Origin of the sequence: Ruegeria sp. HKCCD4315, assembly GCF_013112245.1 — a bacterium.
Classification (GTDB): Bacteria; Pseudomonadota; Alphaproteobacteria; order Rhodobacterales; family Rhodobacteraceae; genus Ruegeria.
In genome coordinates, this window is record NZ_WVRN01000001.1 from 2,218,067 (window position 1) to 2,238,889 (window position 20,823).

The following is a 20,823-nucleotide window of genomic DNA, read 5'->3' on the forward strand; positions in this document are numbered from 1 at the left end:
GTCTCAAAGTCCCTGCCCCGGTTTAACGTCCTTCAACTCCATCGCCTTGGCCGGGTCTCGCATCATCTGGCCGACGATGTCCTGACGCTTGATGTCCTGACGGTGGCGCAATGTCAGCACGATGGCGCCGATCATGGCCACCAGCAGGATCAGGCCCGCCAGTTGGAACAGAAGGAAATATTGATCATAAAGGATGACACCCAACGCCTCGGTGTTGTGGCGGTCCGCTGGAACTGGCTGGGCCAGATTGGCCGCCGCACCCTGCGCGCTGTCCCAAGCGCCAAAGGCCATGACGAACTGCATCAGGATGACCAGACCGATCAGCAGGGCCAGCGGCATATAGCGTGCCATCTCGGCCTTGAGTTCGGCAAAGTCCACGTCCAACATCATCACCACGAACAGGAACAGAACCGCGACCGCGCCTACATAGACGATGATCAGCAGCATCGCCACAAACTCGGCCCCCAGCAGCACGAACAGCCCCGCCGCCGACAGGAAGGACAGGATCAGCCACAGCACCGAGTGCACTGGCTGGCGGCTGATCACCGTGAACAGCCCGCCGGTGATGGCGCTGATGGCAAACAGATAGAAGGCAAAGACGGTCATTGATCCTCATCCTCGTTGCCGCCCATGACCTCTTGCGCCAGATCCAGCGCGCGGGTCATGGCCGGGATGCCGGCAAAGACCGACATCTGACCGATCGTTTCCACGATCTCTTGTTTCTTGGCACCCGCTTCCAGCGCGTGGCGCACAGTTTGGCGCACGGCACTATCCGCTTGCGCGCCCTGACAGGTCAGCCCGGCCAGCGTCAACAGCAGGCGGGTTTTGGCATCCAGCCCGTCTTTGTTGACGGTGTTGCCGAACATCATCTCCATGACCTCTTTAGGCATGGTCGGCCACAGCGCTTCGAACCCTTTGGGCGAAAAGCTTTCCATCGCCGGGTTCATCGCCTTGGCCATGTCCTGAGCCTGCTTCATCATCAACTCGAACGGATTTGTCGGGCTGTCAGTCATCGATACGGCGCGTCCATTTCCAGATTGCGGGCGATCTCGGCCTCCCAGCGTTCGCCGTTATCCAGCAGTTTTTCCTTGTCGTAGAACAGCTCTTCGCGGGTTTCCGTGGCGAATTCGAAATTCGGCCCTTCAACGATGGCATCAACCGGGCATGCCTCTTGGCAGAAGCCGCAATAGATGCATTTGGTCATGTCGATGTCGTAACGTGTCGTGCGGCGGCTGCCGTCTTCGCGCGGCTCGGCGTCGATGGTGATGGCTTGCGCGGGACAAACCGCTTCACACAGTTTGCAAGCGATGCAGCGTTCTTCACCGTTGGGATAACGACGCAGCGCATGTTCCCCACGGAATCGCGGCGACAGAGGGCCCTTTTCGTGCGGATAGTTCACGGTGGCCTTCGGGGCAAAGAAGTACTTGAGCCCCAGTTTCATACCGACCCAGAAGTCCTGTAGCAGAAAGTACTTGGCGGCGCGGGTGTAGTCGATTTGAGTCATAGAGAGCTAACCTTCTGATCATATCGCGTTCCACCGGCATTGGAGTAGTCACGCCAGTGCGTCTCGTAGTCACTTTGAAGAACCGTGTCCATGAGAGCCGCTTCGGAACCGCGCTGGATTTCACAGTACAAATAGACCTGCCCATCCGGGAGGGCATCGCCCAGGTCGATCCGTTGTTCTCCATCCGCCGGATCTTGTAGATCCAAAACCGCCTGGTGGAAGGCACGGCTGCGTTGAATCGCCTGGCACGCGTTGACCACGCAGCCCGCGTTCCGACGCCAGAACGAATAGACCAGTTCCGGATTGAACTGATACATCCCATGCCCGGCCCAGCCGTTCAGGCCATTCACCGAGATGAAATGCCCGCCGGGCTTCAGCATGTGGAACACGTTTTCCAGCGCAACGGGAACGTTAAACACATGCTCAATCGTTCCACCGTCGAAGATGAAATCGAATTGACCTGCAAGTTCTTTCGGAATGGGACGATTTAGGTCCTGAAGGATCGTCGCGCCTTCGTGGTCCGAGAAATCCATAGTTTCGATTTCACCGAACCCCAGCTTGCGAAAGAACGTCTCGCTGTAGCCATCCGACTGCTGAAGGTCTTCCAACTGAATATGGTCCAGCCCCTCTCGGCGCAGTTTGCGCTGAAAGATTCTGGGCGGCCGCAGGCGAACAAATTCCTGACGGCCCAGCATCAATGAACGGCCTTCCACAGAGTGCCGTGTCGAAAACTCGACAAGCTTGGAGAAGACTGTGAAATCGATACCCAACGCGTTAGCCCCCTGTGCTCCAACGGGCGAACGCACCCCAGAACCAGTCGAACTTTGCCGCGAAGGCCACAAAGACCACCCAGGCCAGCGAGAACGGCAGGAAGACTTTCCAACCCAACCGCATCAACTGGTCATAGCGGTAGCGCGGCGTGATCGCCTTGACCATTGCGAAGAGGAAGAAGAAGAACGCCATCTTCGCGACCATCCACAGCACGCCATCGGGCAGGCCCGGGATCGGTGACAGCCAGCCGCCGAAGAACAGCAGCGTGGTCAGCGCGCACATCAGGAAGATCGCGATGTATTCACCAGCCATGAACAGAAGGAAGGGTGTGGCAGAGTATTCAACCTGGTAACCGGCGACCAGTTCAGATTCCGCTTCGGGAAGGTCGAATGGCGGTCGGTTGGTTTCAGCCAGCGCCGAAATGAAGAACAAGAAGACCATCGGGAAGTGCGGCAGCCAGTACCAGCTGAAGAAGCCGAACGAGCCGTCCTGCGCACGCACAATGTCACCAAAATTCATCGACCCGGTCGAGATGATCACACCGATGATGATCAGGCCAATCGAAACCTCGTACGAAATCATCTGCGCAGCAGAGCGCAAAGACCCAAGGAACGGGTACTTTGAGTTCGACGCCCAACCCCCCATAATCACGCCATAAACTTCCAGTGAAGACACAGCGAACACATAGAGAATGGCGACGTTGATGTCCGACAGCACCCAGCCATCATTGAACGGGATCACTGCCCAGGCAATCATCGCCAGTACAAAAGAGGTGAGCGGTGCAAGGATAAAGACGGTCCTGTCTGCCCCCGCCGGGATGACGACCTCTTTGACCACATATTTCAATGCATCGGCCACCGATTGCAGCAAGCCGTACGCGCCAACCACGTTCGGTCCGCGACGCATCTGGACAGCGGCCCAGATCTTGCGATCGCCGTAAACAAGGAACAACAGCGAGATCATCACAAACGCAACAACTGCAAGCACTTGCGCCAGAATGATGATGGCTATTCCGCCTGGGGTGTTAAAGAAATCAGCCATTGGTCCTCACACCGTGGGTATTCCGTTTTCCGCGCGCGATGCAAAGGCCAGGTGCCTGCGCAAAGTGCGACTGGGTCGGCGCGTTGGTGTAAACAGCATCTGCCGCTTCAGCGCCACCCTTAATCTTCAGTTTCACACACAAATCCAGCGCGGCGAACTGCCACCCGGCAGCCGCCTTTGCTTGTGATATGAAACGGTTCCGGCTCATTCTGCCGCGATCTTTCCGGTCTGACGTGCCTGCGCCTGTGCCGAAAGCTCGGCCATCAGTTGCGACGCACGGGCAATCGGGTTGGTCAGATAGAAATCCTTGACCGCATTGCGGAACGTGGCCTGACCCAGCGGCGCTGCGTCGAGCGGTTGAACCTCATTCTCGATCACCTCATCGATCCGGGCCAGATGCGGCACAGCTTCAATGAGTGCGGTTCGCAATTGCGCCAGTGAGTCGAATGGAAGTTTCGCGCCCAACTCGGCCGACAATGCCCGCAGAATGGCCCAGTTTTCCTTAGCTTCGCCCGGCGCAAAACCGGCACGCATCGCCAGTTGCGGGCGTCCTTCAGTGTTCACGAACAAACCGTTTTCTTCGGTATAGGCCGCGCCCGGCAAGATCACGTCGGCGCGGTGAGCGCCACGGTCTCCGTGGCTGCCCTGGTAGATAACAAACGCGCCTTCGCCGATCTCGACCTCATCGGCACCGAGATTGTAAATCACGTCGGCAGCGTTGACGGCATCCATGCCACCTTCGTTGGTCGCATCTACATCCATCGCACCCACTCGCGAGGCCGCAGTGTGCAGTACCAAAAGCCTGCTTTCGGTATTGGCTGCAATGGTTTGCGCGGACGCCAATACTGCAGCACCATCCGCTTCTTGCAGGGCACCCTGCCCCACGATCACCAGCGAGGGTTTGCCCTTGATGGCGTCGTCACGCCCCCTGTCGACGACCTTCTGCAAGGCCGCGCGATCATCGCCCATGTGATGGTAGTCATAGGTCAGATCTACTGCGGGACCGACCAGAGCCACCTCGGCACCATGCGCCCAGGCTTTGCGGATCCGCGCGTTCAGTACCGGAGCCTCATCACGCGGATTGGTCCCGATCAGCAGAATGCGTTCGGCCGAGTCTATGTCTTCAATCGTAGCGGTTCCGACATAAGCCCCGCGGTTGCCAGCAGGCAACTTGGCACCATCCGTGCGGCATTCGACAACACCGCCCTGCCCTTCGATCATCTGCTTCAAAGCAAAGGTCGCCTCGACCGAGGCCAGATCGCCCACGATCCCAGCAGGTTTTTCGGCGCCCTTCAGCGCCTCAGCAGCTTTGGTCAGCGCCTCGGGCCATGAAGCCGGGCGCAACTTGCCGTTTTCGCGAATGTAGGGCTTGTCCAAGCGCTGACGACGCAGGCCATCCCAGACAAAGCGGGTTTTGTCGCTGATCCACTCTTCATTCACGCCATCATGGTTGCGCGGCAGGAAGCGCATCACTTCGCGCCCTTTGGTGTCCACGCGGATGTTCGAACCAAGGGCGTCCATGACGTCTATGCTCTCGGTCTTGGTCAGTTCCCATGGGCGAGCGGTAAAGGCGTAAGGTTTCGACGTCAGTGCGCCCACCGGGCACAAGTCGATGATATTGCCCTGCAGGTTCGACTGCAGTGTTTCGTTCAGGTACGAGGTGATCTCGGCATCCTCGCCCCGCCCGGTCTGACCCATCTGCGTGATCCCGGCGACCTCGGTCGTGAAACGCACGCAGCGGGTGCAGCTAATGCAGCGCGTCATTGCCGTGCCAACCAGCGGGCCAAGATCCAGATCATCAACTGCGCGCTTCGCTTCTTTGAAACGCGAGCCCGAGACACCATAAGCCATGGCCTGATCCTGAAGGTCACACTCTCCGCCTTGGTCGCAAATCGGACAATCCAGCGGGTGGTTGATCAGCAGAAACTCCATCACCCCTTCGCGGGCCTTTTTGACCATGGGCGAGTTTGTCTTGACGACCGGAGGCTGACCTTCCGGCCCTGGGCGCAGGTCGCGCACCTGCATTGCGCACGAAGCCGCCGGCTTGGGCGGGCCGCCCACAACCTCGACCAGGCACATCCGGCAGTTTCCAGCGATCGACAAACGTTCATGATAACAAAAACGCGGCACTTCGACCCCGGCTTGCTCACAAGCCTGGATCAGGGTCATCGCGCCTTCGACTTCGATTTCCTGCCCGTCGATATTGATCTTGCGGAGGTCAGACATGATTTCGTTAGCCTTTCAGGAATGCACCGATCCGGGTGCCGTTGGCAATCTCGCGTTGGCCAGCTGCGCAGAACGTGTCGGGCTGACCCACGACAACGCCGCTTTGCTGGATGTATTTGATTAGGTCGTCCTGCGCGCGCTTTGGCGGAATGGCATCGGCCAAATAGCGGATATCGCTTTCTTGATAGCCCTTGGCCTTGAGCTCGGCGTCCAGTGATTTCATCTGCGCCTGCGCCTCGGGTCGATTAAACGAAATCGCCCGGCATTCGCCAGCGATTTGCTCAGCCACGGCTGCAGAGAACGCGAAATCGTACAGTTCCGGCGGCAGCTCGGCGCGAAACTCTGCCCGAGAGGCGGCAGTGTCGGTCGCAGAGCTGGTTGGCGTTTCGCACGCCGATAATGACATCAGCAATGCCACACCAACTGCCCCGGATCTGAGAACCTGAACACTCATCCGTCAATCCGCCCTCAAGTAAACGCCAATGGCGCTGTTTCGTTGAATTTCCTTTTGGCCCAACGTGCAAAACGTGGTGGGGTTTTCATAAGTCACCCCGTTTGAGGCCAGATAAGCCTCACCCTTGGCGCGCATGCGGTCTTTTTCTGCGTCCGACTCGACATAAGACCGGATTTCCCGGTCTGTGTATCCCAAGTCGTTCGCTTTGGAGCGCAGCCCCCACATCACACTGATCGCCTTCAGTCGTCGCCCGCTGATCGAGGGGCAGTATTCCGAAATCTCGTTTGCGATGGCGATGTAATAGAGTTCATTGTCGATCTCTTTGACATCCCTCAAGGGCGGCTTTGCCTCTGCTGCCGCAGGAACAGCCATCAAGGCAGCCATAGCGATTGTTTTTGCATAGGACATAGGTTTTCCTTTCGTCTCGGAATTTCCAAGACGAAAGGATGCGCGTTTGCTAGGCAATAACGCCCTGCGCGCCCTTTCGTGATATGCAAAAACACTGGACATCATGGGCGTTTGCAGGTTCCTGCAAATGTGAGTTGATCATCCGCGATGGTAAGCTGTTGCGGTTCCGTGTCCGGCCCCACTTTCCAATCAATCCGCGACGATCCGAAGTTTTGCACACAGAACTTTGTGCCTTCGTGGCGCCCGGCCTCACGCGCGCCATCCAATGACGCAGACACACCTTTGACGACCACAGTAAAGTCAGCGGGCGACTTCTTCTTGTCGACAGCTTTGGCCTTGGTCCGGAACGCCTGACCATCGAACAAAAGCCGGTCCTCGGACGGTCTGATCAATCCGCAGGCGGATACACTGACCAAAGCCAGAACAACAACCAGGGTCTTCGAGATCTTCATACTTTCCCTCATTGCAGTCTTTACCGCCGCCTTGCCGTTAAAACGCCGCCACCAAGGCCATAAGGCCGATTACAAACATGCAGGCCCAACCCAGCACATACAGCACGGACCGCAAACCGCTGTTCGGCTTGCCGATCCCCCTAAGATGCACCACCAGCATGAGCAAGCGCGCAACCAAAGCAACTGACGCCAGAAGGTTGACCCAGAATGGGCTGACCCCCAGCAAAATTGCTGCAACTACAACAGTCAGAAACGCCGGAAGCGTTTCAGTTCCGTTGAGGTAGGCCCGGTTCAATCGATAGGCTTGATCACCGTAGTCTTGTTCAGGCGTCGCACCCGGTGCCAGTCCCTTGCCCTGCTTGGCCAGCGCAGAAAACGGGGCCAAAAACAGAACCACCAACGTGAAAAACACAACGGATGCTATGGCGTGTGAATATTCATCAAAGGCTTCCATTCGGTTTACTCCGCTGCCATCGCACCCATGCGGCCCGACTTCTGGGCCTTGATGCGGTCCTCGATCTCTTCCCGGAAGTTGCGGATCAGGCCCTGGATCGGCCAAGCGGCCGCGTCACCCAAGGCACAGATGGTATGGCCTTCGACCTGTTTGGTCACATCAAACAGCATGTCGATCTCTTCCAATTCGGCCTCGCCGCGCACAAGACGGTCCATAACGCGCATCATCCATCCGGTGCCTTCCCGGCACGGCGTACACTGGCCGCAGCTTTCGTGCTTGTAGAACTTCGACAGCCGCCAGATCGCCTTGATGATGTCCGTCGACTTGTCCATTACGATCACCGCAGCAGTACCAAGGCCCGAGCCCAGATCATTGCGCAGGTAATCAAAATCCATGATCGCGTCGCGCATGTTTTCACCGCGCACGCAAGGAACAGAGGACCCACCCGGGATTACCGCCAACAGGTTGTCCCAACCGCCGCGAATGCCGCCGCAATGAGTTTCAATCAGCTCTTCGAATGAGATCGACATGGCCTCTTCGACGACACACGGGTTGTTCACATGGCCCGAGATCGCAAACAGCTTGGTGCCCGCGTTGTTCTGACGGCCAAAGCCTGCGAACCAGTCCGCGCCACGGCGCAGGATGGTCGGCACGACAGCAATGGATTCCACGTTGTTCACCGTGGTCGGGCAGCCATAAAGGCCAGCCCCCGCCGGGAACGGAGGTTTCATCCTTGGCATACCCTTCTTGCCCTCAAGGCTTTCGATCAGGGCGGTTTCCTCGCCGCAAATATAGGCCCCGGCCCCGTGATGCAGGAAGATATCGAAATCCCAACCCGAACCAGCGGCGTTCTTGCCCAAAAGACCAGCGTCATAAGCCTCGTCAATCGCGGCCTGCAGCGCCTCGCGCTCGCGGATGTATTCGCCGCGCAGGTAGATATAGCAGGTGTGCGCGTTCATCGCGAAAGAGGCGATCAGACAACCTTCGATCAGCGTATGCGGATCATGGCGCATGATCTCACGGTCTTTGCAGGTGCCGGGCTCGGATTCGTCAGCGTTCACCACCAGATAGGCCGGACGCCCGTCGCTTTCCTTGGGCATGAACGACCATTTCAGGCCCGTCGGGAAGCCCGCGCCGCCGCGACCGCGCAGACCCGAGTCCTTCATCGTCTGGATGATCCAGTCGCGGCCCTTTTCGATCAGGCCAGCAGTGCCGTCCCAATGCCCGCGGGCCTGTGCGCCCTTCAGCGTGCGCTCATGCATCCCGTAGATGTTGGTAAAGATCCGGTCCTGATCCTTCAGCATCGCGTGTTACCTTCAGCTGTCCTGACGCATGCGCCAGAGTTGAAAAATGTTGATGCCTGCATAGATGAAACCCGCCAATGCAGCGAGATCAAATAGCAAGGCGTGCCGGGTGGTCAAACCCAGCGCGGGGCCGATGAACAGGTTCATGGCAAGCCAAATCAGCATGGTCACGGCGATGACCACTCCGATGTGTCGACCCTTGCGGGCTATGGCCTGTTCCTTATCTTTGTCCATCTTTCCCTGATGCCCCGGGTGGGCATCCGCTTAGTCTTCGTAGGTGCCGTCTTCCTTGGCACGTTTGGCGAATTCGGTTTCGTCACCCACCGCAAGCTTGGCCGCCTGTTCGATCCAGCCGTCGCGTTCGATCCGGCCTTTGAACTTCAGACGTGCATCAACCCAGGCCACATGTTCGGGTGTCCAGGCCGCGATCTGGTCGTAGTGATAGAAACCCAGCTCATTCAGCGTTTCTTCCAGCTTCGGTCCCACGCCTTTCAACAGCTTGAGGTTGTCCGGCAATCCGCCACGCGCCTCGGTCAGCGTTCTGGGCGCGTCTTCTTTGACAGCTTCCGGCTCAGCCTTGGCTTTCGCTTCTTCCGCCTGCTTCACCGCAGGTTTCGCGGGTTCTGGTGCTTTGGGAGGCTTCGCCGCAGCCGAGGCTCCGGCCTGCTTGCCATCCCTGCCCAACCAAGGCGTCAGGATCGGCACTTCGGTGCCGTCGATGCGCTTGACCGTGTCACCCAGATCCATCGCCAGCTCAACGCTTGCGTTGTATTGCGGCTTGCCAGCTTCATATTCCGACAGGCTGCTCAGCCCCTTCAACGGCTCAGCCGCATAGCGCCCGCTCTGCGGTCCGGGTGTCGGTACCTTTCCAGCGGCCAGATCATCGATGATCTTACCAAAACTCTCAGCCGTCAGGTCTTCGTAGTAATCCTTGCCGATCTGCGCCATCGGCGCATTGGTGCAAGAGCCGAGGCATTCGACCTCTTCCCAGCTGAGCTTGCCATCGGAAGACAGCTCATGCGGTTTGGCGGCAATCTTTTCCTTGCAGACCGCAATCAGATCCTCGGCCCCGCAGATCATACAGGAGGTCGTGCCGCACACCTGAATATGCGCCACCGAGCCAACCGGCTGCAGTTGGAACATGAAGTAAAAGGACGCAACTTCGAGCACGCGAATATAGGCCATGCCCAGCATGTCGGCGACGGATTCAATCGCCGGGCGGGACAGCCAGCCCTCCTGCTCCTGCGCGCGCCACAGCAGCGGGATCACCGCGCTGGCCTGACGGCCTTCGGGGTATTTGGTCATCTGCGCTTCGGCCCACTGCTGGTTGGCAGCGGTGAAGGCGAAGCTTTCGGGTTGTTCGGGATGAAGACGGCGGAGCATTAGCGGTCAATCTCTCCAAATACGACGTCCATTGTGCCGATGATGGCGGCGACGTCGGCCAGTTGGTGGCCTTTGGCAACGTGGTCCATGGCTTGCAGGTGCAGGAAGCCCGGCGCGCGCAGTTTGGCCCTGTAAGGCTTGTTGGTGCCGTCCGCGACCAGATAGACGCCGAACTCGCCCTTGGGGGCCTCGACGGCGGCATAAACCTCGCCTGCGGGGACGTGGAAACCTTCGGTATACAGTTTGAAGTGATGGATCAGGCTTTCCATCGACGTCTTCATGTCCGAGCGTTTCGGCGGGGTAATCTTGCCGCGTGCCAGAACATCCCCGGGACAGTCACGGATTTTGGAGATGGCCTGACGGATGATCAGCAGCGACTGGCGCATCTCTTCCATGCGGACGAGGTAACGGTCATAGCAGTCGCCATTCTTACCGACGGGGATCTGGAACTCGAACTCGTCATAGCATTCATAGGGCTGCGCACGACGCAGGTCCCAGGCCAGACCGGACCCACGGACCATCACGCCCGAGAAGCCGTATTTCTGAATGTCATCTTCGGTCACGACGCCAATATCGGCGTTGCGCTGTTTAAAGATGCGGTTTTCGGTCAGCAGACCGTCAATGTCGTCCAGAACGGCGGGGAATTCGTGGCTCCACGCCTCGATATCATCCAGCAGTTCAGGCGGCAGGTCCTGATGCACACCACCGGGGCGGAAATAGGCGGCGTGCAGGCGCGCACCACAGGCGCGCTCATAGAAGACCATCAGCTTTTCGCGCTCTTCGAACCCCCACAGAGGCGGGGTCAGCGCGCCAACGTCCATCGCTTGCGTGGTCACGTTCAGCAGATGGTTCAGGATGCGCCCGATCTCGGAATACAGCACCCGGATCAACGAGCCCCGGCGCGGCACCTCAACACCGGTCAGCTTTTCGATGGCCAGACACCAGGCATGTTCCTGATTCATCGGCGCCACGTAATCCAGACGGTCGAAATACGGCAGATTCTGCAGGTAGGTCCGGCTTTCCATCAGCTTTTCGGTACCACGGTGCAGCAGGCCGATATGCGGGTCGCAGCGTTCGACGATCTCACCGTCCAGCTCGAGCACCAAACGCAGAACCCCGTGCGCCGCAGGGTGTTGCGGGCCGAAGTTAATGTTGAAGTTGCGGATCTTCTGTTCTCCGCTCAGCGCGTCCGTGCTGCCGTCATCGTATCTTGAGCCGTCCATCAACGCCCTCGTTTCTTCTTCGCTTCGGCCCGAACCCGGACCTTTTCGGCCTCGGCCGCCTTGGCAGCAGCCCCAGCAAGCAAAACTCCAAGCGCCCCGAGCATGATCAGTTCTCCCAACATCTCAGCAACGCTCCATCATCAGTGTCAGCTTTCCTGCTTTTCATCGCCCGGAAGGATGTAATTCGCACCTTCCCACGGGGACATGAAATCGAACTGCCGATATTCCTGCACCAGACTGACCGGTTCGTAGACCACTCGCTTTTGCGCCTCGTCATACCGTACTTCGGTGTAGCCGGTGGTCGGGAAATCCTTGCGCAGCGGATAGCCGCGGAATCCATAGTCGGTCAGGATGCGCCGCAGATCCGGGTGGCCCGAGAACAGGATGCCGAACATGTCGAATACCTCACGCTCGAACCAGTTGGCCGAGGGGTGAACGTCAACGATGGACGGCACCATGTCTTCCTCGCGGATCGAAACCCGCAGGCGGATGCGCTGATTTTGGTACATCGACAGGAAATGATAGACCACATCGAACCGCTTGGCGCGTTCGGGATAGTCGACACCGGTGATGTCCACCAAAGATGAGAATTGGCAGGACCGGTCGGTTTTCAGGAATTCGACAAATTCCACCAGGTTCGACGGGGCCACATCCACGTTCAGCTCGTCATGGGTCACATCCCAGGACAAAACACAATCTGCCCGCTTCAGCTCCAGCTGTGCGCCGAGTTCTTTGAGTGCTTCGCTCATCAACTCTCTCCTCAGCGGACGATGGTGCCGGTACGGCGGATTTTGCGTTGCAGCTGCATCAGGCCATAAAGCAGCGCTTCAGCGGTCGGAGGACAGCCGGGCACGTAAATGTCCACCGGCACAACACGGTCACAGCCACGCACGACCGAATAGGAATAGTGGTAATACCCACCACCGTTGGCGCAGGAACCCATCGAGATCACATAACGCGGCTCGGGCATCTGGTCGTAAACCTTACGCAGCGCGGGGGCCATCTTGTTGGTCAGCGTTCCGGCCACGATCATCACGTCCGACTGGCGCGGGGACGCACGCGGTGCGATGCCAAACCGTTCCGCATCGTAGCGCGGCATCGAGGTATGCATCATCTCAACCGCGCAGCAGGCCAGACCAAAGGTCATCCAGTGCAGCGAACCGGTGCGGGCCCAGTTGATAATATCCTCGGTCGAGGTCAGCAGAAACCCTTTGTCCTGCAGTTCCGCGTTCAGGGCCTGAGTGGCAACTTCTTTGTCGACACCGGCGGTGTTTGCACCCGTCATCACTCCCATTCCAGGGCCCCTTTCTTCCATTCATAGGCAAAGCCAATGGTCAGAACGCCCAGGAACACCATCATGGACCAGAAGCCGACATCGCTGATGTCCTTAAAGCCGACGGCCCAAGGAAACAGGAAGGCAATTTCCAGATCGAAAATGATGAAGAGAATCGACACCAGATAAAACCGAACGTCGAATTTCATCCGCGCATCGTCGAAGGCGTTGAATCCACATTCATATGCGCTGACCTTTTCGGGGTCGGGATTGCGGACGGCCAGTACCACAGCGGCCAGAATCAAGACGATCCCAAGGCCCACGGCAACGGCCAGAAACACCAGAATCGGGAGGTACTCCCGCAGCAGGTCTTCCACGAATAGCTCCTTTCCTGCGCATCTCCCAAAAGGGTGCGCCGTCAATTGGCGTGTTGACTGGACATTCTCTATCCGTGCGGGGTCAGGTGGTCAACCGAACACAATGCCCCACGACATCAAACATGCACTTGACAGCGCGGCATAGAATCGCAGCGCTGGTGTTCCAGAACAAATAAGCAGAGACCGCTTATCCCGCGTTGTTCCAGGATGGGCTACGTTTCTCAAAAAACGCCGAAATCCCTTCCTGCGCCTCTTCGGTTTCCCACCGTTCGACCAGCGCATGTATGGTTCGATCGATCACAGCATCGTCAATGCGCGGCCCGAGGCTCTGAACAAGCGCCTTGGCCGAAGCAACGGCCCCTGGTGCGCAGGTCAGATAGGGTCGAATTTCCGTCTCGACAGCAGCTGACAATTGATCCGCAGGTACACTTCGCGCCAACAATCCCAGATCAACGGCTTCGGCAGCATCAATCAGACGGGCCGACATAAAAACGCGTCGTGCGCGCGCTTCGCCCATACGGGCGGTGACGTATGGCCCGATTGTTGCCGGGATCAGACCCAGCCGCGTTTCGGTCAATCCCATCTTCAAGCTGTCGACCCCAATAGCGATGTCGCACACAGCCGCCATCCCGACGCCACCGCCAAAGGCGTTGCCTTGCAATACCCCGATCAAGGGCTTGGGCATCGTATTCAGGGCTTGCAACATCTCGGCAAGCTTGCGGGCCTCGGTAAAGCGCGTCGCTTTATCCGCTGTCATCTGGTCCTGCATCCAACCCAGATCACCACCTGCACAAAAGCTTTTGCCATGCGCCGCAAGGACAACTACTCGAACATCAGCATCCTGACCCAACTGCCCTGCGGCTTGGGTCAATTCGGTGATCATCAGACCTGACAGGGCATTGTGCTTCTCTGGCCGATTCAGAGTCAGAGTGGCAACACCACGTGAATCGGTTGAAATCGCGAGTGTTTCAAACATGTCAGCCTCTTAGCGCGTTTGCCATCCGTGCAGCGTCTTCAATCACAGCCAGATCCAGCCCCGTCTCGTATCCAAGTCTCTGCAAATGGGCGGCGACGGCTTCGGTTGGCACATTGCCTTCAGCCCCCGGCGCATAAGGGCAACCGCCCAACCCGCCCACGGCCGCGTCAAACACGCGGACGCCCAGCGCCAGCGCCGCATCGATATTGTCGATTGCGCGCCCATTGGTGTCGTGGAAATGCCCCGCCAGCCGCGTTACAGGAACCCTTTCACGCACCGCCAAAAGCATGTGCGCGATCTTGTCGGGCGTCCCCTGCCCGATCGTATCACCTAACGAGACCTCGTAGCAGCCCAGAGCAAACAACCGGTCTGCCACCTCGGCCACCTTCTCGGGCGGGGTCGGACCATCGTAGGGGCAATCGGTCACGCAAGAGACGTAACCACGGACCGGCAGGTCGATGTGGCGCGCTGCTTCAAGAATCGACGTGAACCGCTCTATCGATTCCTCGATTGACGCGTTGACATTAGCTTTGGAAAAACCCTCGGAGGCCGAAGCAAACACGGCAATCTCGTCTGCCTTGGCCGCCAGCGCATCCTCATACCCACGCATATTGGGCGTTAGCGCCGCGTAGCGGATTCCATCCACACGGTTGATCCCGGCCAGAACTTGCGCCGACCCGGCCATCTGCGGCACCCATTTTGGGGACACAAAGCTTGCGACTTCAATCCGGCGGAACCCGGCCCGGCTGAGGCAGTCGATCAATGCAACCTTGTCAGCAACCGGTATCTCATTTTTTTCGTTCTGCAGCCCGTCGCGCGGCCCTACTTCATAAATCTCGACCTGATCACCCATGTCTGCGCTCCTCCCGGCTTATTCTCATTCCACTACGGATCGCCCGACCGTGCCACGTGCGGCGGTGCGGGTACAGATCACTCTTCCTCCAAACGCACCAGCGCTGCCCCGGCCTCGACCTGAGTACCCTCTTCGACCAACACCTCGGCCACAACGCCGTCGCGCGCAGCCAGCAGGGAATGCTCCATCTTCATTGCCTCAAGAATGGCCAGGCGATCACCCTCTTGTACCGCTTGCCCCGCTGTCGCAAAGACCGCTTTGACCAGACCCGGCATCGGCGCCTCGATTGCATTGGTATCGCCCGTAGCACTGGTATCCCGATCCAGCGGGTCGATCAGATCAAAGCTGCGGCCATAGTCCGAGAACACGGTCAGGGTCGACCCACTTACAGAAACGTCTGGCATCGGCGCACCGTTCAGTGTCCAGCGATCCAAGGTCCGCTCGGCCAAGACCTGATCCTCTCCCATTTGCCAAATCTGACGATCCGGTCCGTCGACTTGCACATCCAGATCCAAGGTTTCTCCCTCAGCAAAGAGTTGCACGGCGCGATGCAACGGAGCCCAAAGAGAGAACCCGGTTTCAGGCGCGACATTCACCAGCTCCAAAGCTGTCATCGCAGCAGCAACAACTGCCTCGACCGAAGGTTCTGGCTCTTGAACCAATGTCTCAAGGTCCCGCCCGATCAAACCCGTATCCACATCGCCCGAGGCAAACCCCGCATGGCGGGTCAACGCGCCCAAAAAGGCAAGGTTTGTTACAGTACCCGCCACTTTGGTTGTCTGTAAAACCCGGTGCAACGTCTCAAGTGCGACAGAGCGGGTCGGCCCGTGCAAAACCACTTTGGCAATCATCGGGTCATACCAGGGACTGATCGTATCCCCTGCCCGCACGCCACTGTCGGCGCGGCAATTGGCTGGGAAATCCAGATGCGTCAGCGTACCCGTCGCAGGCAGGAACCCTTTCGGAACATCTTCCGCATAAAGCCGTGCCTCGAAGGCATGCCCTTGAATATACAGGTCTTCCTGCTGCTTCGGTAAGCTTTCACCCGCCGCGACGCGCAATTGCCATTCGACAAGATCAACACCCGTAATCGCTTCGGTCACAGGGTGTTCCACCTGCAAGCGTGTGTTCATCTCCATGAACCAGAACCTGTCTGGGCGTAGCCCGTCCGAGGCGTCCACGATGAACTCAACCGTGCCTGCGCCTTTGTAGCCAATAGCCTCAGCCGCACGCACGCCCGCCTGCCCCATCGCCTCGCGCATTTCCAGCGTCATGCCCGGGGCCGGAGCCTCTTCGATCACCTTCTGATGTCGCCTCTGCAGAGAGCAATCGCGTTCAAACAAGTGCACCGCACGGGTGCCATCGCCAAAAACCTGCACCTCGATATGTCGCGGCTTGACCACGAACTTCTCGACCAGTACCGCATCATTGCCGAACGCGGTCTTGGCCTCACCGCGAGCGCTGTCCAGCGCAGCGGCAAAATCCTCAGGCCGTTCGACAAGCCGCATGCCTTTGCCACCACCGCCTGCCACGGCCTTGATAAGAACCGGATAGCCGATGGTTTCAGCAGCACCGGCAAGATGTTCGGGGTCTTGGTTGTCCCCATGATAGCCGGGCACAACAGGGACACCCGCCTGCTCCATCAGCACCTTGGCCGCATCTTTAAGACCCATCTTGCGGATCGCATCCGCTGACGGACCAATAAATGTCAGCCCTGCGGCCTCGACCGCATCCACGAAATCCGGGTTTTCGGACAGAAACCCATAGCCGGGATGGATCGCCTGCGCACCCGTATCCAACGCGGCCTGAATGATCACATCGCCTTTCAGATAACTCTCAGCCGGGGCCGCACCGCCGATATGCACGGCCTGATCCGCCATCTGCACATGCTTGGCCGCGGCGTCCGCGTCCGAATACACCGCAACGCAGGACACGCCCATCTTCTGAGCGGTTTCTATGACGCGGCAGGCGATCTCTCCCCGGTTGGCAATCAGGATTTTGTTGAACATCTTTTTCACCCTTCCAAGGCCAAGTCTTCCACCAGTCGAAACCGTTCGCACACGAGTTTCATCTCGGGATCAAACCCACCGTTTCGTTGGAAATAGCGACGATGATGGTCTTGCCATTCTTCGAGCGTTTCAGTCTCGCCTTCCGCCAAAGCGAAATCCTCGGTCACATCGCAGTACCGCTGAATTGAAACATCCACGGTTTCAATGACCAATGCCGGTGTATCGTCCCAGTTCAGCGCAATATCGCGGCGACCCCGCTTGGGCATTTCAGAGCTACCATCAGGATAGTTACTCAGCGCGTCGCAGGTCGCTGTTTTGCGGCCACTGCGAACCAATGCCAGAAGTTCAGCGCTCAGCTCTGCGTTGTCGTCAAATTTGAATGTCTGAGCGCCGGGATAGCGGGCCGTAAGGGTTTTCAAGCTCACGCTCATCTTACATCCTGAACACGCCGAAACGTGTCTCCTCAATAGGTGCGTTCAGCGCCGCACTCAGCGACAGGGCCAGTACGTCGCGCGACTTGCGCGGATCGATGATGCCGTCATCCCAGAGCCGCGCCGAGGCGTAGAGCGGGTGCGATTGTTCTTCGAACATCTCCAGCGTTGGGCGTTTGAACTCGGCCTCTTCTTCGGCCGACCATGTGCCGCCTTGCCGTTCGATCCCTTCACGTTTGACTGTGGCCAAAACCCCTGCCGCCTGCTCACCGCCCATCACGGAAATGCGCGAGTTCGGCCATGTCCACAAGAACCTTGGCTGATAGGCCCGACCGGCCATGCCATAGTTCCCAGCCCCGAACGAGCCGCCCACCAGCATGGTAATCTTGGGTACCGAGGTCGTCGCCACCGCCGTTACCATCTTGGCCCCGTGCCGGGCGATGCCTTCGTTTTCGTATTTCCGTCCCACCATGAAGCCAGTGATGTTCTGCAGGAACACGATCGGCGTCTGTCGCTGCGAACACAGCTCCACAAAATGCGCGCCCTTCTGAGCGGCCTCGGAAAACAACACACCATTGTTGGCAATTATGCCGACCGGGCAGCCTTTGACATGGGCGAACCCGGTTACCAACGTGTCGCCAAAGCGCGGTTTGAACTCATCGAACCGAGAGCCATCAACCAGCCTCGCAATGACCTCGCGGATGTCGTAGGGCGTGCGCAGATCGGCGGGGACGACGCCAAGAATCTCTTCGGGGTCGTAAGCAGGCTCTTCAGGGGATTCAAACTGTAGACCGGACTTCAGCCCGGCACCGCCCAACGACGCCACGGCCCGCCGTGCGAGCGCCAGCGCGTGCGCGTCATCCTCGGCCAGATAATCCGCCACGCCGGACAAGCGGGTGTGGACGTCTCCCCCACCCAGTTCCTCGGCACTGACGACCTCGCCCGTCGCGGCCTTAACCAGAGGTGGCCCAGCCAGAAAAATCGTGCCCTGCTCTTTCACGATGATCGTCACATCAGACATCGCGGGCACATAAGCCCCGCCCGCCGTACACGACCCCATCACCACCGCGATCTGAGCGATCCCCTTCGCGCTCATCCGCGCCTGATTGTAGAAAATGCGGCCAAAGTGGTCGCGGTCAGGGAAGACCTCATCCTGATTTGGCAGGTTCGCACCGCCGCTATCGACCAGATAGATGCAGGGCAGATGATTTTCCTCGGCAATCTCTTGCGCGCGCAGGTGTTTCTTCACCGACAGCGGGTAATACGTGCCGCCCTTTACAGTGGCGTCGTTGCAGACCACCATGACCTCACGCCCCTGCACCTGGCCGATGCCGGCGATCACCCCAGCACAAGGTGCGGCATCGCCATACATCCCATGTGCCGCAGTCGCGCCGATTTCCAGAAACGGAGAGCCCGCGTCCAAAAGGTTCGCGACCCTGCGCCGAGGCAGCATCTTGCCCCGTGATTCATGCCGCGCGCGAGATTTCTCGCCCCCGCCCATGCGGGCCGCTTCGGCAGCAGCTGAGATTTGGGCCAGCGCGTCGAGATGGGCCGCGCGGTTTGCTTTGAAGCCTTCAGAGGTTGTTATTGCTTTACTCGTGAGCTTCATTGGCTCTCCTCCCTCTTTTCCACCCAATCGGCCAAAGACACCGCTCCCAGGTAACGTCCGAAAGACACTAAGGCAGCACATTCCGTGTCAAAGCTTGGTGTTTCACAACGACTGGCAACGCTTGTGTTGTTCAAAAGCTCCAATCGCTTTTGATAGAAGTGTTTTTGCTGGGACAAAGCCTCCAGGTTTTCTGGAAGACCATCCACATTTGCTTTGGACCGGTCTACGAAATATGAAGCCAAGTTTTTAAAGCAAGAATGACTGTCTGTGGAAAAACGACAATAGCCTAGGATCACCGCTATACACTCTTGTGTTTTTCCAGCCTGATCCAGTTTGCCTTCTGCACTTGCAAGGCAGCGTTCTGTCCAAGCATAGGGACTACTTTGGTCTGCCAAGCTCACAGCTGGCGCTGCAATGCAGGCAACGACGAACGAAGTCGCGACGTATAAGCTCTTCATCATAGCACCCCTTCCCCCGCCGCACGCGCCTTCAGTTCCTTCCGGATCACCTTCCCCGTCACCGTCATCGGCAGTTCCTCCAGAAACGCCACCTCACGCGGGTAGGAGTAATGCGCCAGACGATCTTTGACCCAATCCTGCAACTCACGCTCTGCAGCCGCAGCCCCCGGTTTCAACACCACATACGCCTTGACGATCTCGGTCCGCAGCGGGTCGGGTTTGCCGACCACACCCACGGTCGCCACCGCCGGGTGGGTCAGCAGGCAATCCTCGATCTCGGCAGGGCCGATGCGGTATCCGGCTGAGGTAATTACGTCGTCGTCGCGTCCGACAAAGCGCAGGTAGTCGCCCTCCCAAACGCCGCGATCTCCGGTGATCAACCAATCGCCTCGGAATTTCTCAGCCGTCGCCTCGGGCCTGTTCCAGTATTCCAGCAGCATCGAAGCCGAGCCGCGCCGGATCGCCACGTCGCCTTCCTCGGTCGTTGGGTTGCCTTTCTCGTCAATCACCGCCACCTCATGCCCCGGCACGGGTTTGCCGATGCAGCCGGGCTGCACTGGGAAATCCTCGGCGCAAGAGGACACGACCATATTACATTCTGTCTGGCCGTAGAATTCATTGATCGTCAGACCAAACGCCTTTTGACCCCAGGCCAGCATCTCGGCCCCCAAGGGCTCGCCCCCGGACGCGACCGAGCGCAGGCCGGGAATGCCCTGATCTGCCGCTTTCAGCATTCGCAAGGCCGTGGGCGGAAAAAACACGTTGCGCACCCCGCCGCGCGCAACAATATCGGCGCAGGCTTCGGGCGTGAATTTCTCAAGCCGCGCCGCGACCACGGGAATACCAAGCGCCAGGCCCGGCATCAGCACATCGAACAAACCGCCGATCCATGCCCAATCCGCCGGTGTCCAAAGGCAATCGCCCCCACGCAAATGGTTATGACTGATCGAGACACCCGGCAGATGCCCTGTCAGCACCCGGTGCCCGTGCAATGCCCCCTTTGGGCTGCCGGTGGTGCCCGAAGTATAGATCAGCACCGCCGGGTCATTGGGGCCAGTGTCGGCGAATGGCAGGGATGGGCCCGCCTCGCCTATTTCAGATGCAATCAGAGCCTCGGCCAGATCGCCCAGCAATTCAGCGCCCTCGGCATCGGTCAGCACAATTTTGGCACCAGCATCGCCGACCCGCGACCGCAGGGCATCTTGTTTGAACAGTTTGAACAGCGGAACTGAGATCGCCCCGATCTTCCAGATCGCCAGATGAGCTGCAGCGCACCACGGGGACTGGCTGAGCAACACGCCGACGCGATCTCCGGGCTGTACGCGGCGCAACAGCGCGCGGGCAAGATCATCCGCTATCTGATCCAGTTGGCCATAGGTGACATTGCGGGGATCCGAACCAGTCAGATCAACAACCGCCACCTGATCTTTTGCATGGCGCAGGCATTGCTGCGCCATATTGAGCCGATCCGGCAGGTCCCAGCTTCCCTCCGGGCGCAATCCCGGTATGCGCTCAGTGGTTAGCACGGCAAATTCTCCTTATTTTGCTGTCACTTCCCTGAATCTCGTCGCCACCAGCTTTCACAGGAACTTGATGCAGATCAGAGTGCTCAAGGCT

General features: G+C 58.7%; 26 protein-coding genes. All 26 read right to left on the bottom strand.

Annotation, left to right across the window (positions count from 1 at the left end):
- Nucleotides 1-3: 3 nt before the first annotated feature.
- Nucleotides 4-606, bottom strand: a complete 603-nt coding sequence (locus tag GS646_RS11060) for an NADH-quinone oxidoreductase subunit J (protein WP_170615376.1) — start codon at nt 604-606, stop codon at nt 4-6.
- Nucleotides 603-1,013: a carboxymuconolactone decarboxylase family protein gene (locus tag GS646_RS11065; protein ID WP_171092158.1), complete on the bottom strand. Its 411-nt coding sequence runs from the start codon at nt 1,011-1,013 to the stop codon at nt 603-605. The genes GS646_RS11060 and GS646_RS11065 overlap by 4 nt, the downstream gene beginning before the upstream one ends.
- Entirely contained in the window at nt 1,010-1,504 is a 495-nt protein-coding gene (gene nuoI, locus GS646_RS11070) for an NADH-quinone oxidoreductase subunit NuoI (RefSeq protein ID WP_170331439.1), read from the bottom strand. The genes GS646_RS11065 and nuoI overlap by 4 nt, the downstream gene beginning before the upstream one ends.
- Nucleotides 1,501-2,310, bottom strand: coding sequence for a class I SAM-dependent methyltransferase (locus GS646_RS11075; RefSeq protein WP_171679255.1), 810 nt, complete (start codon nt 2,308-2,310; stop codon nt 1,501-1,503). Before GS646_RS11075 ends, nuoI begins: the two co-directional genes overlap by 4 nt.
- Entirely contained in the window at nt 2,279-3,316 is a 1,038-nt protein-coding gene (gene nuoH / locus GS646_RS11080) for an NADH-quinone oxidoreductase subunit NuoH (protein ID WP_171092162.1), read from the bottom strand. Before nuoH ends, GS646_RS11075 begins: the two co-directional genes overlap by 32 nt.
- Nucleotides 3,309-3,524: a hypothetical protein gene (locus GS646_RS11085; protein ID WP_171092164.1), complete on the bottom strand. Its 216-nt coding sequence runs from the start codon at nt 3,522-3,524 to the stop codon at nt 3,309-3,311. The genes nuoH and GS646_RS11085 overlap by 8 nt, the downstream gene beginning before the upstream one ends.
- The gene (nuoG, locus tag GS646_RS11090) at nt 3,521-5,542 is read right to left on the bottom strand and encodes an NADH-quinone oxidoreductase subunit NuoG (RefSeq protein WP_171092166.1); all 2,022 of its coding nucleotides are present in this window, start codon (nt 5,540-5,542) and stop codon (nt 3,521-3,523) included. Before nuoG ends, GS646_RS11085 begins: the two co-directional genes overlap by 4 nt.
- Nucleotides 5,543-5,549: 7 nt before the next feature.
- On the bottom strand, nt 5,550-5,996 hold the full coding sequence (locus GS646_RS11095; RefSeq protein ID WP_171184865.1) for a DUF5333 family protein: 447 nt from the start codon (nt 5,994-5,996) through the stop codon (nt 5,550-5,552).
- A gap of 3 nt (nt 5,997-5,999) precedes the next feature.
- Complete coding sequence (locus GS646_RS11100; protein ID WP_253746354.1) at nt 6,000-6,404, bottom strand: DUF5333 domain-containing protein; 405 nt, start codon at nt 6,402-6,404, stop codon at nt 6,000-6,002.
- Between the two features lie 101 nt (nt 6,405-6,505).
- On the bottom strand, nt 6,506-6,856 hold the full coding sequence (locus GS646_RS11105) for a hypothetical protein (protein WP_171092169.1): 351 nt from the start codon (nt 6,854-6,856) through the stop codon (nt 6,506-6,508).
- A gap of 37 nt (nt 6,857-6,893) precedes the next feature.
- Nucleotides 6,894-7,310, bottom strand: coding sequence for an MAPEG family protein (locus GS646_RS11110; protein WP_171184867.1), 417 nt, complete (start codon nt 7,308-7,310; stop codon nt 6,894-6,896).
- Between the two features lie 5 nt (nt 7,311-7,315).
- Nucleotides 7,316-8,614 carry an NADH-quinone oxidoreductase subunit NuoF gene (gene nuoF, locus GS646_RS11115; RefSeq protein WP_171092173.1) on the bottom strand — a complete coding sequence of 433 codons (1,299 nt, stop codon included), beginning with the start codon at nt 8,612-8,614 and terminating at the stop codon, nt 7,316-7,318.
- 12 nt (nt 8,615-8,626) lie between these two features.
- Complete coding sequence (locus GS646_RS11120; protein ID WP_171092174.1) at nt 8,627-8,848, bottom strand: DUF5337 domain-containing protein; 222 nt, start codon at nt 8,846-8,848, stop codon at nt 8,627-8,629.
- 30 nt (nt 8,849-8,878) lie between these two features.
- Complete coding sequence (nuoE, locus tag GS646_RS11125; protein ID WP_171184869.1) at nt 8,879-9,997, bottom strand: NADH-quinone oxidoreductase subunit NuoE; 1,119 nt, start codon at nt 9,995-9,997, stop codon at nt 8,879-8,881.
- Nucleotides 9,997-11,220, bottom strand: a complete 1,224-nt coding sequence (locus tag GS646_RS11130; RefSeq protein WP_171184871.1) for an NADH-quinone oxidoreductase subunit D — start codon at nt 11,218-11,220, stop codon at nt 9,997-9,999. The genes nuoE and GS646_RS11130 overlap by 1 nt, the downstream gene beginning before the upstream one ends.
- Nucleotides 11,220-11,342 carry a hypothetical protein gene (locus tag GS646_RS23125; RefSeq protein ID WP_256367953.1) on the bottom strand — a complete coding sequence of 41 codons (123 nt, stop codon included), beginning with the start codon at nt 11,340-11,342 and terminating at the stop codon, nt 11,220-11,222. The genes GS646_RS11130 and GS646_RS23125 overlap by 1 nt, the downstream gene beginning before the upstream one ends.
- 24 nt (nt 11,343-11,366) lie before the next feature.
- Entirely contained in the window at nt 11,367-11,969 is a 603-nt protein-coding gene (locus GS646_RS11135; protein WP_171092179.1) for an NADH-quinone oxidoreductase subunit C, read from the bottom strand.
- 11 nt (nt 11,970-11,980) lie between these two features.
- Complete coding sequence (locus GS646_RS11140; protein WP_010442777.1) at nt 11,981-12,514, bottom strand: NADH-quinone oxidoreductase subunit B family protein; 534 nt, start codon at nt 12,512-12,514, stop codon at nt 11,981-11,983.
- Nucleotides 12,505-12,870 (bottom strand): NADH-quinone oxidoreductase subunit A, encoded by a 366-nt coding sequence (locus GS646_RS11145; RefSeq protein WP_050602775.1) that lies wholly within the window; start codon nt 12,868-12,870, stop codon nt 12,505-12,507. Before GS646_RS11145 ends, GS646_RS11140 begins: the two co-directional genes overlap by 10 nt.
- Nucleotides 12,871-13,057: 187 nt before the next feature.
- Nucleotides 13,058-13,846, bottom strand: a complete 789-nt coding sequence (locus GS646_RS11150; RefSeq protein ID WP_171184875.1) for a crotonase/enoyl-CoA hydratase family protein — start codon at nt 13,844-13,846, stop codon at nt 13,058-13,060.
- 1 nt (nt 13,847) lies between these two features.
- Nucleotides 13,848-14,699 carry a hydroxymethylglutaryl-CoA lyase gene (locus GS646_RS11155; RefSeq protein ID WP_171184876.1) on the bottom strand — a complete coding sequence of 284 codons (852 nt, stop codon included), beginning with the start codon at nt 14,697-14,699 and terminating at the stop codon, nt 13,848-13,850.
- 77 nt (nt 14,700-14,776) lie between these two features.
- The gene (locus GS646_RS11160; RefSeq protein WP_171646680.1) at nt 14,777-16,708 is read right to left on the bottom strand and encodes an acetyl/propionyl/methylcrotonyl-CoA carboxylase subunit alpha; all 1,932 of its coding nucleotides are present in this window, start codon (nt 16,706-16,708) and stop codon (nt 14,777-14,779) included.
- A gap of 5 nt (nt 16,709-16,713) precedes the next feature.
- The gene (locus GS646_RS11165; protein WP_171646678.1) at nt 16,714-17,139 is read right to left on the bottom strand and encodes an ASCH domain-containing protein; all 426 of its coding nucleotides are present in this window, start codon (nt 17,137-17,139) and stop codon (nt 16,714-16,716) included.
- A 1-nt stretch (nt 17,140) separates the two neighbouring features.
- Nucleotides 17,141-18,748: a carboxyl transferase domain-containing protein gene (locus tag GS646_RS11170; RefSeq protein WP_171184883.1), complete on the bottom strand. Its 1,608-nt coding sequence runs from the start codon at nt 18,746-18,748 to the stop codon at nt 17,141-17,143.
- Entirely contained in the window at nt 18,745-19,209 is a 465-nt protein-coding gene (locus tag GS646_RS11175) for a hypothetical protein (RefSeq protein WP_171184885.1), read from the bottom strand. Before GS646_RS11175 ends, GS646_RS11170 begins: the two co-directional genes overlap by 4 nt.
- Nucleotides 19,206-20,732 carry an AMP-binding protein gene (locus GS646_RS11180; RefSeq protein WP_371732072.1) on the bottom strand — a complete coding sequence of 509 codons (1,527 nt, stop codon included), beginning with the start codon at nt 20,730-20,732 and terminating at the stop codon, nt 19,206-19,208. Before GS646_RS11180 ends, GS646_RS11175 begins: the two co-directional genes overlap by 4 nt.
- Nucleotides 20,733-20,823 lie beyond the last annotated feature (91 nt).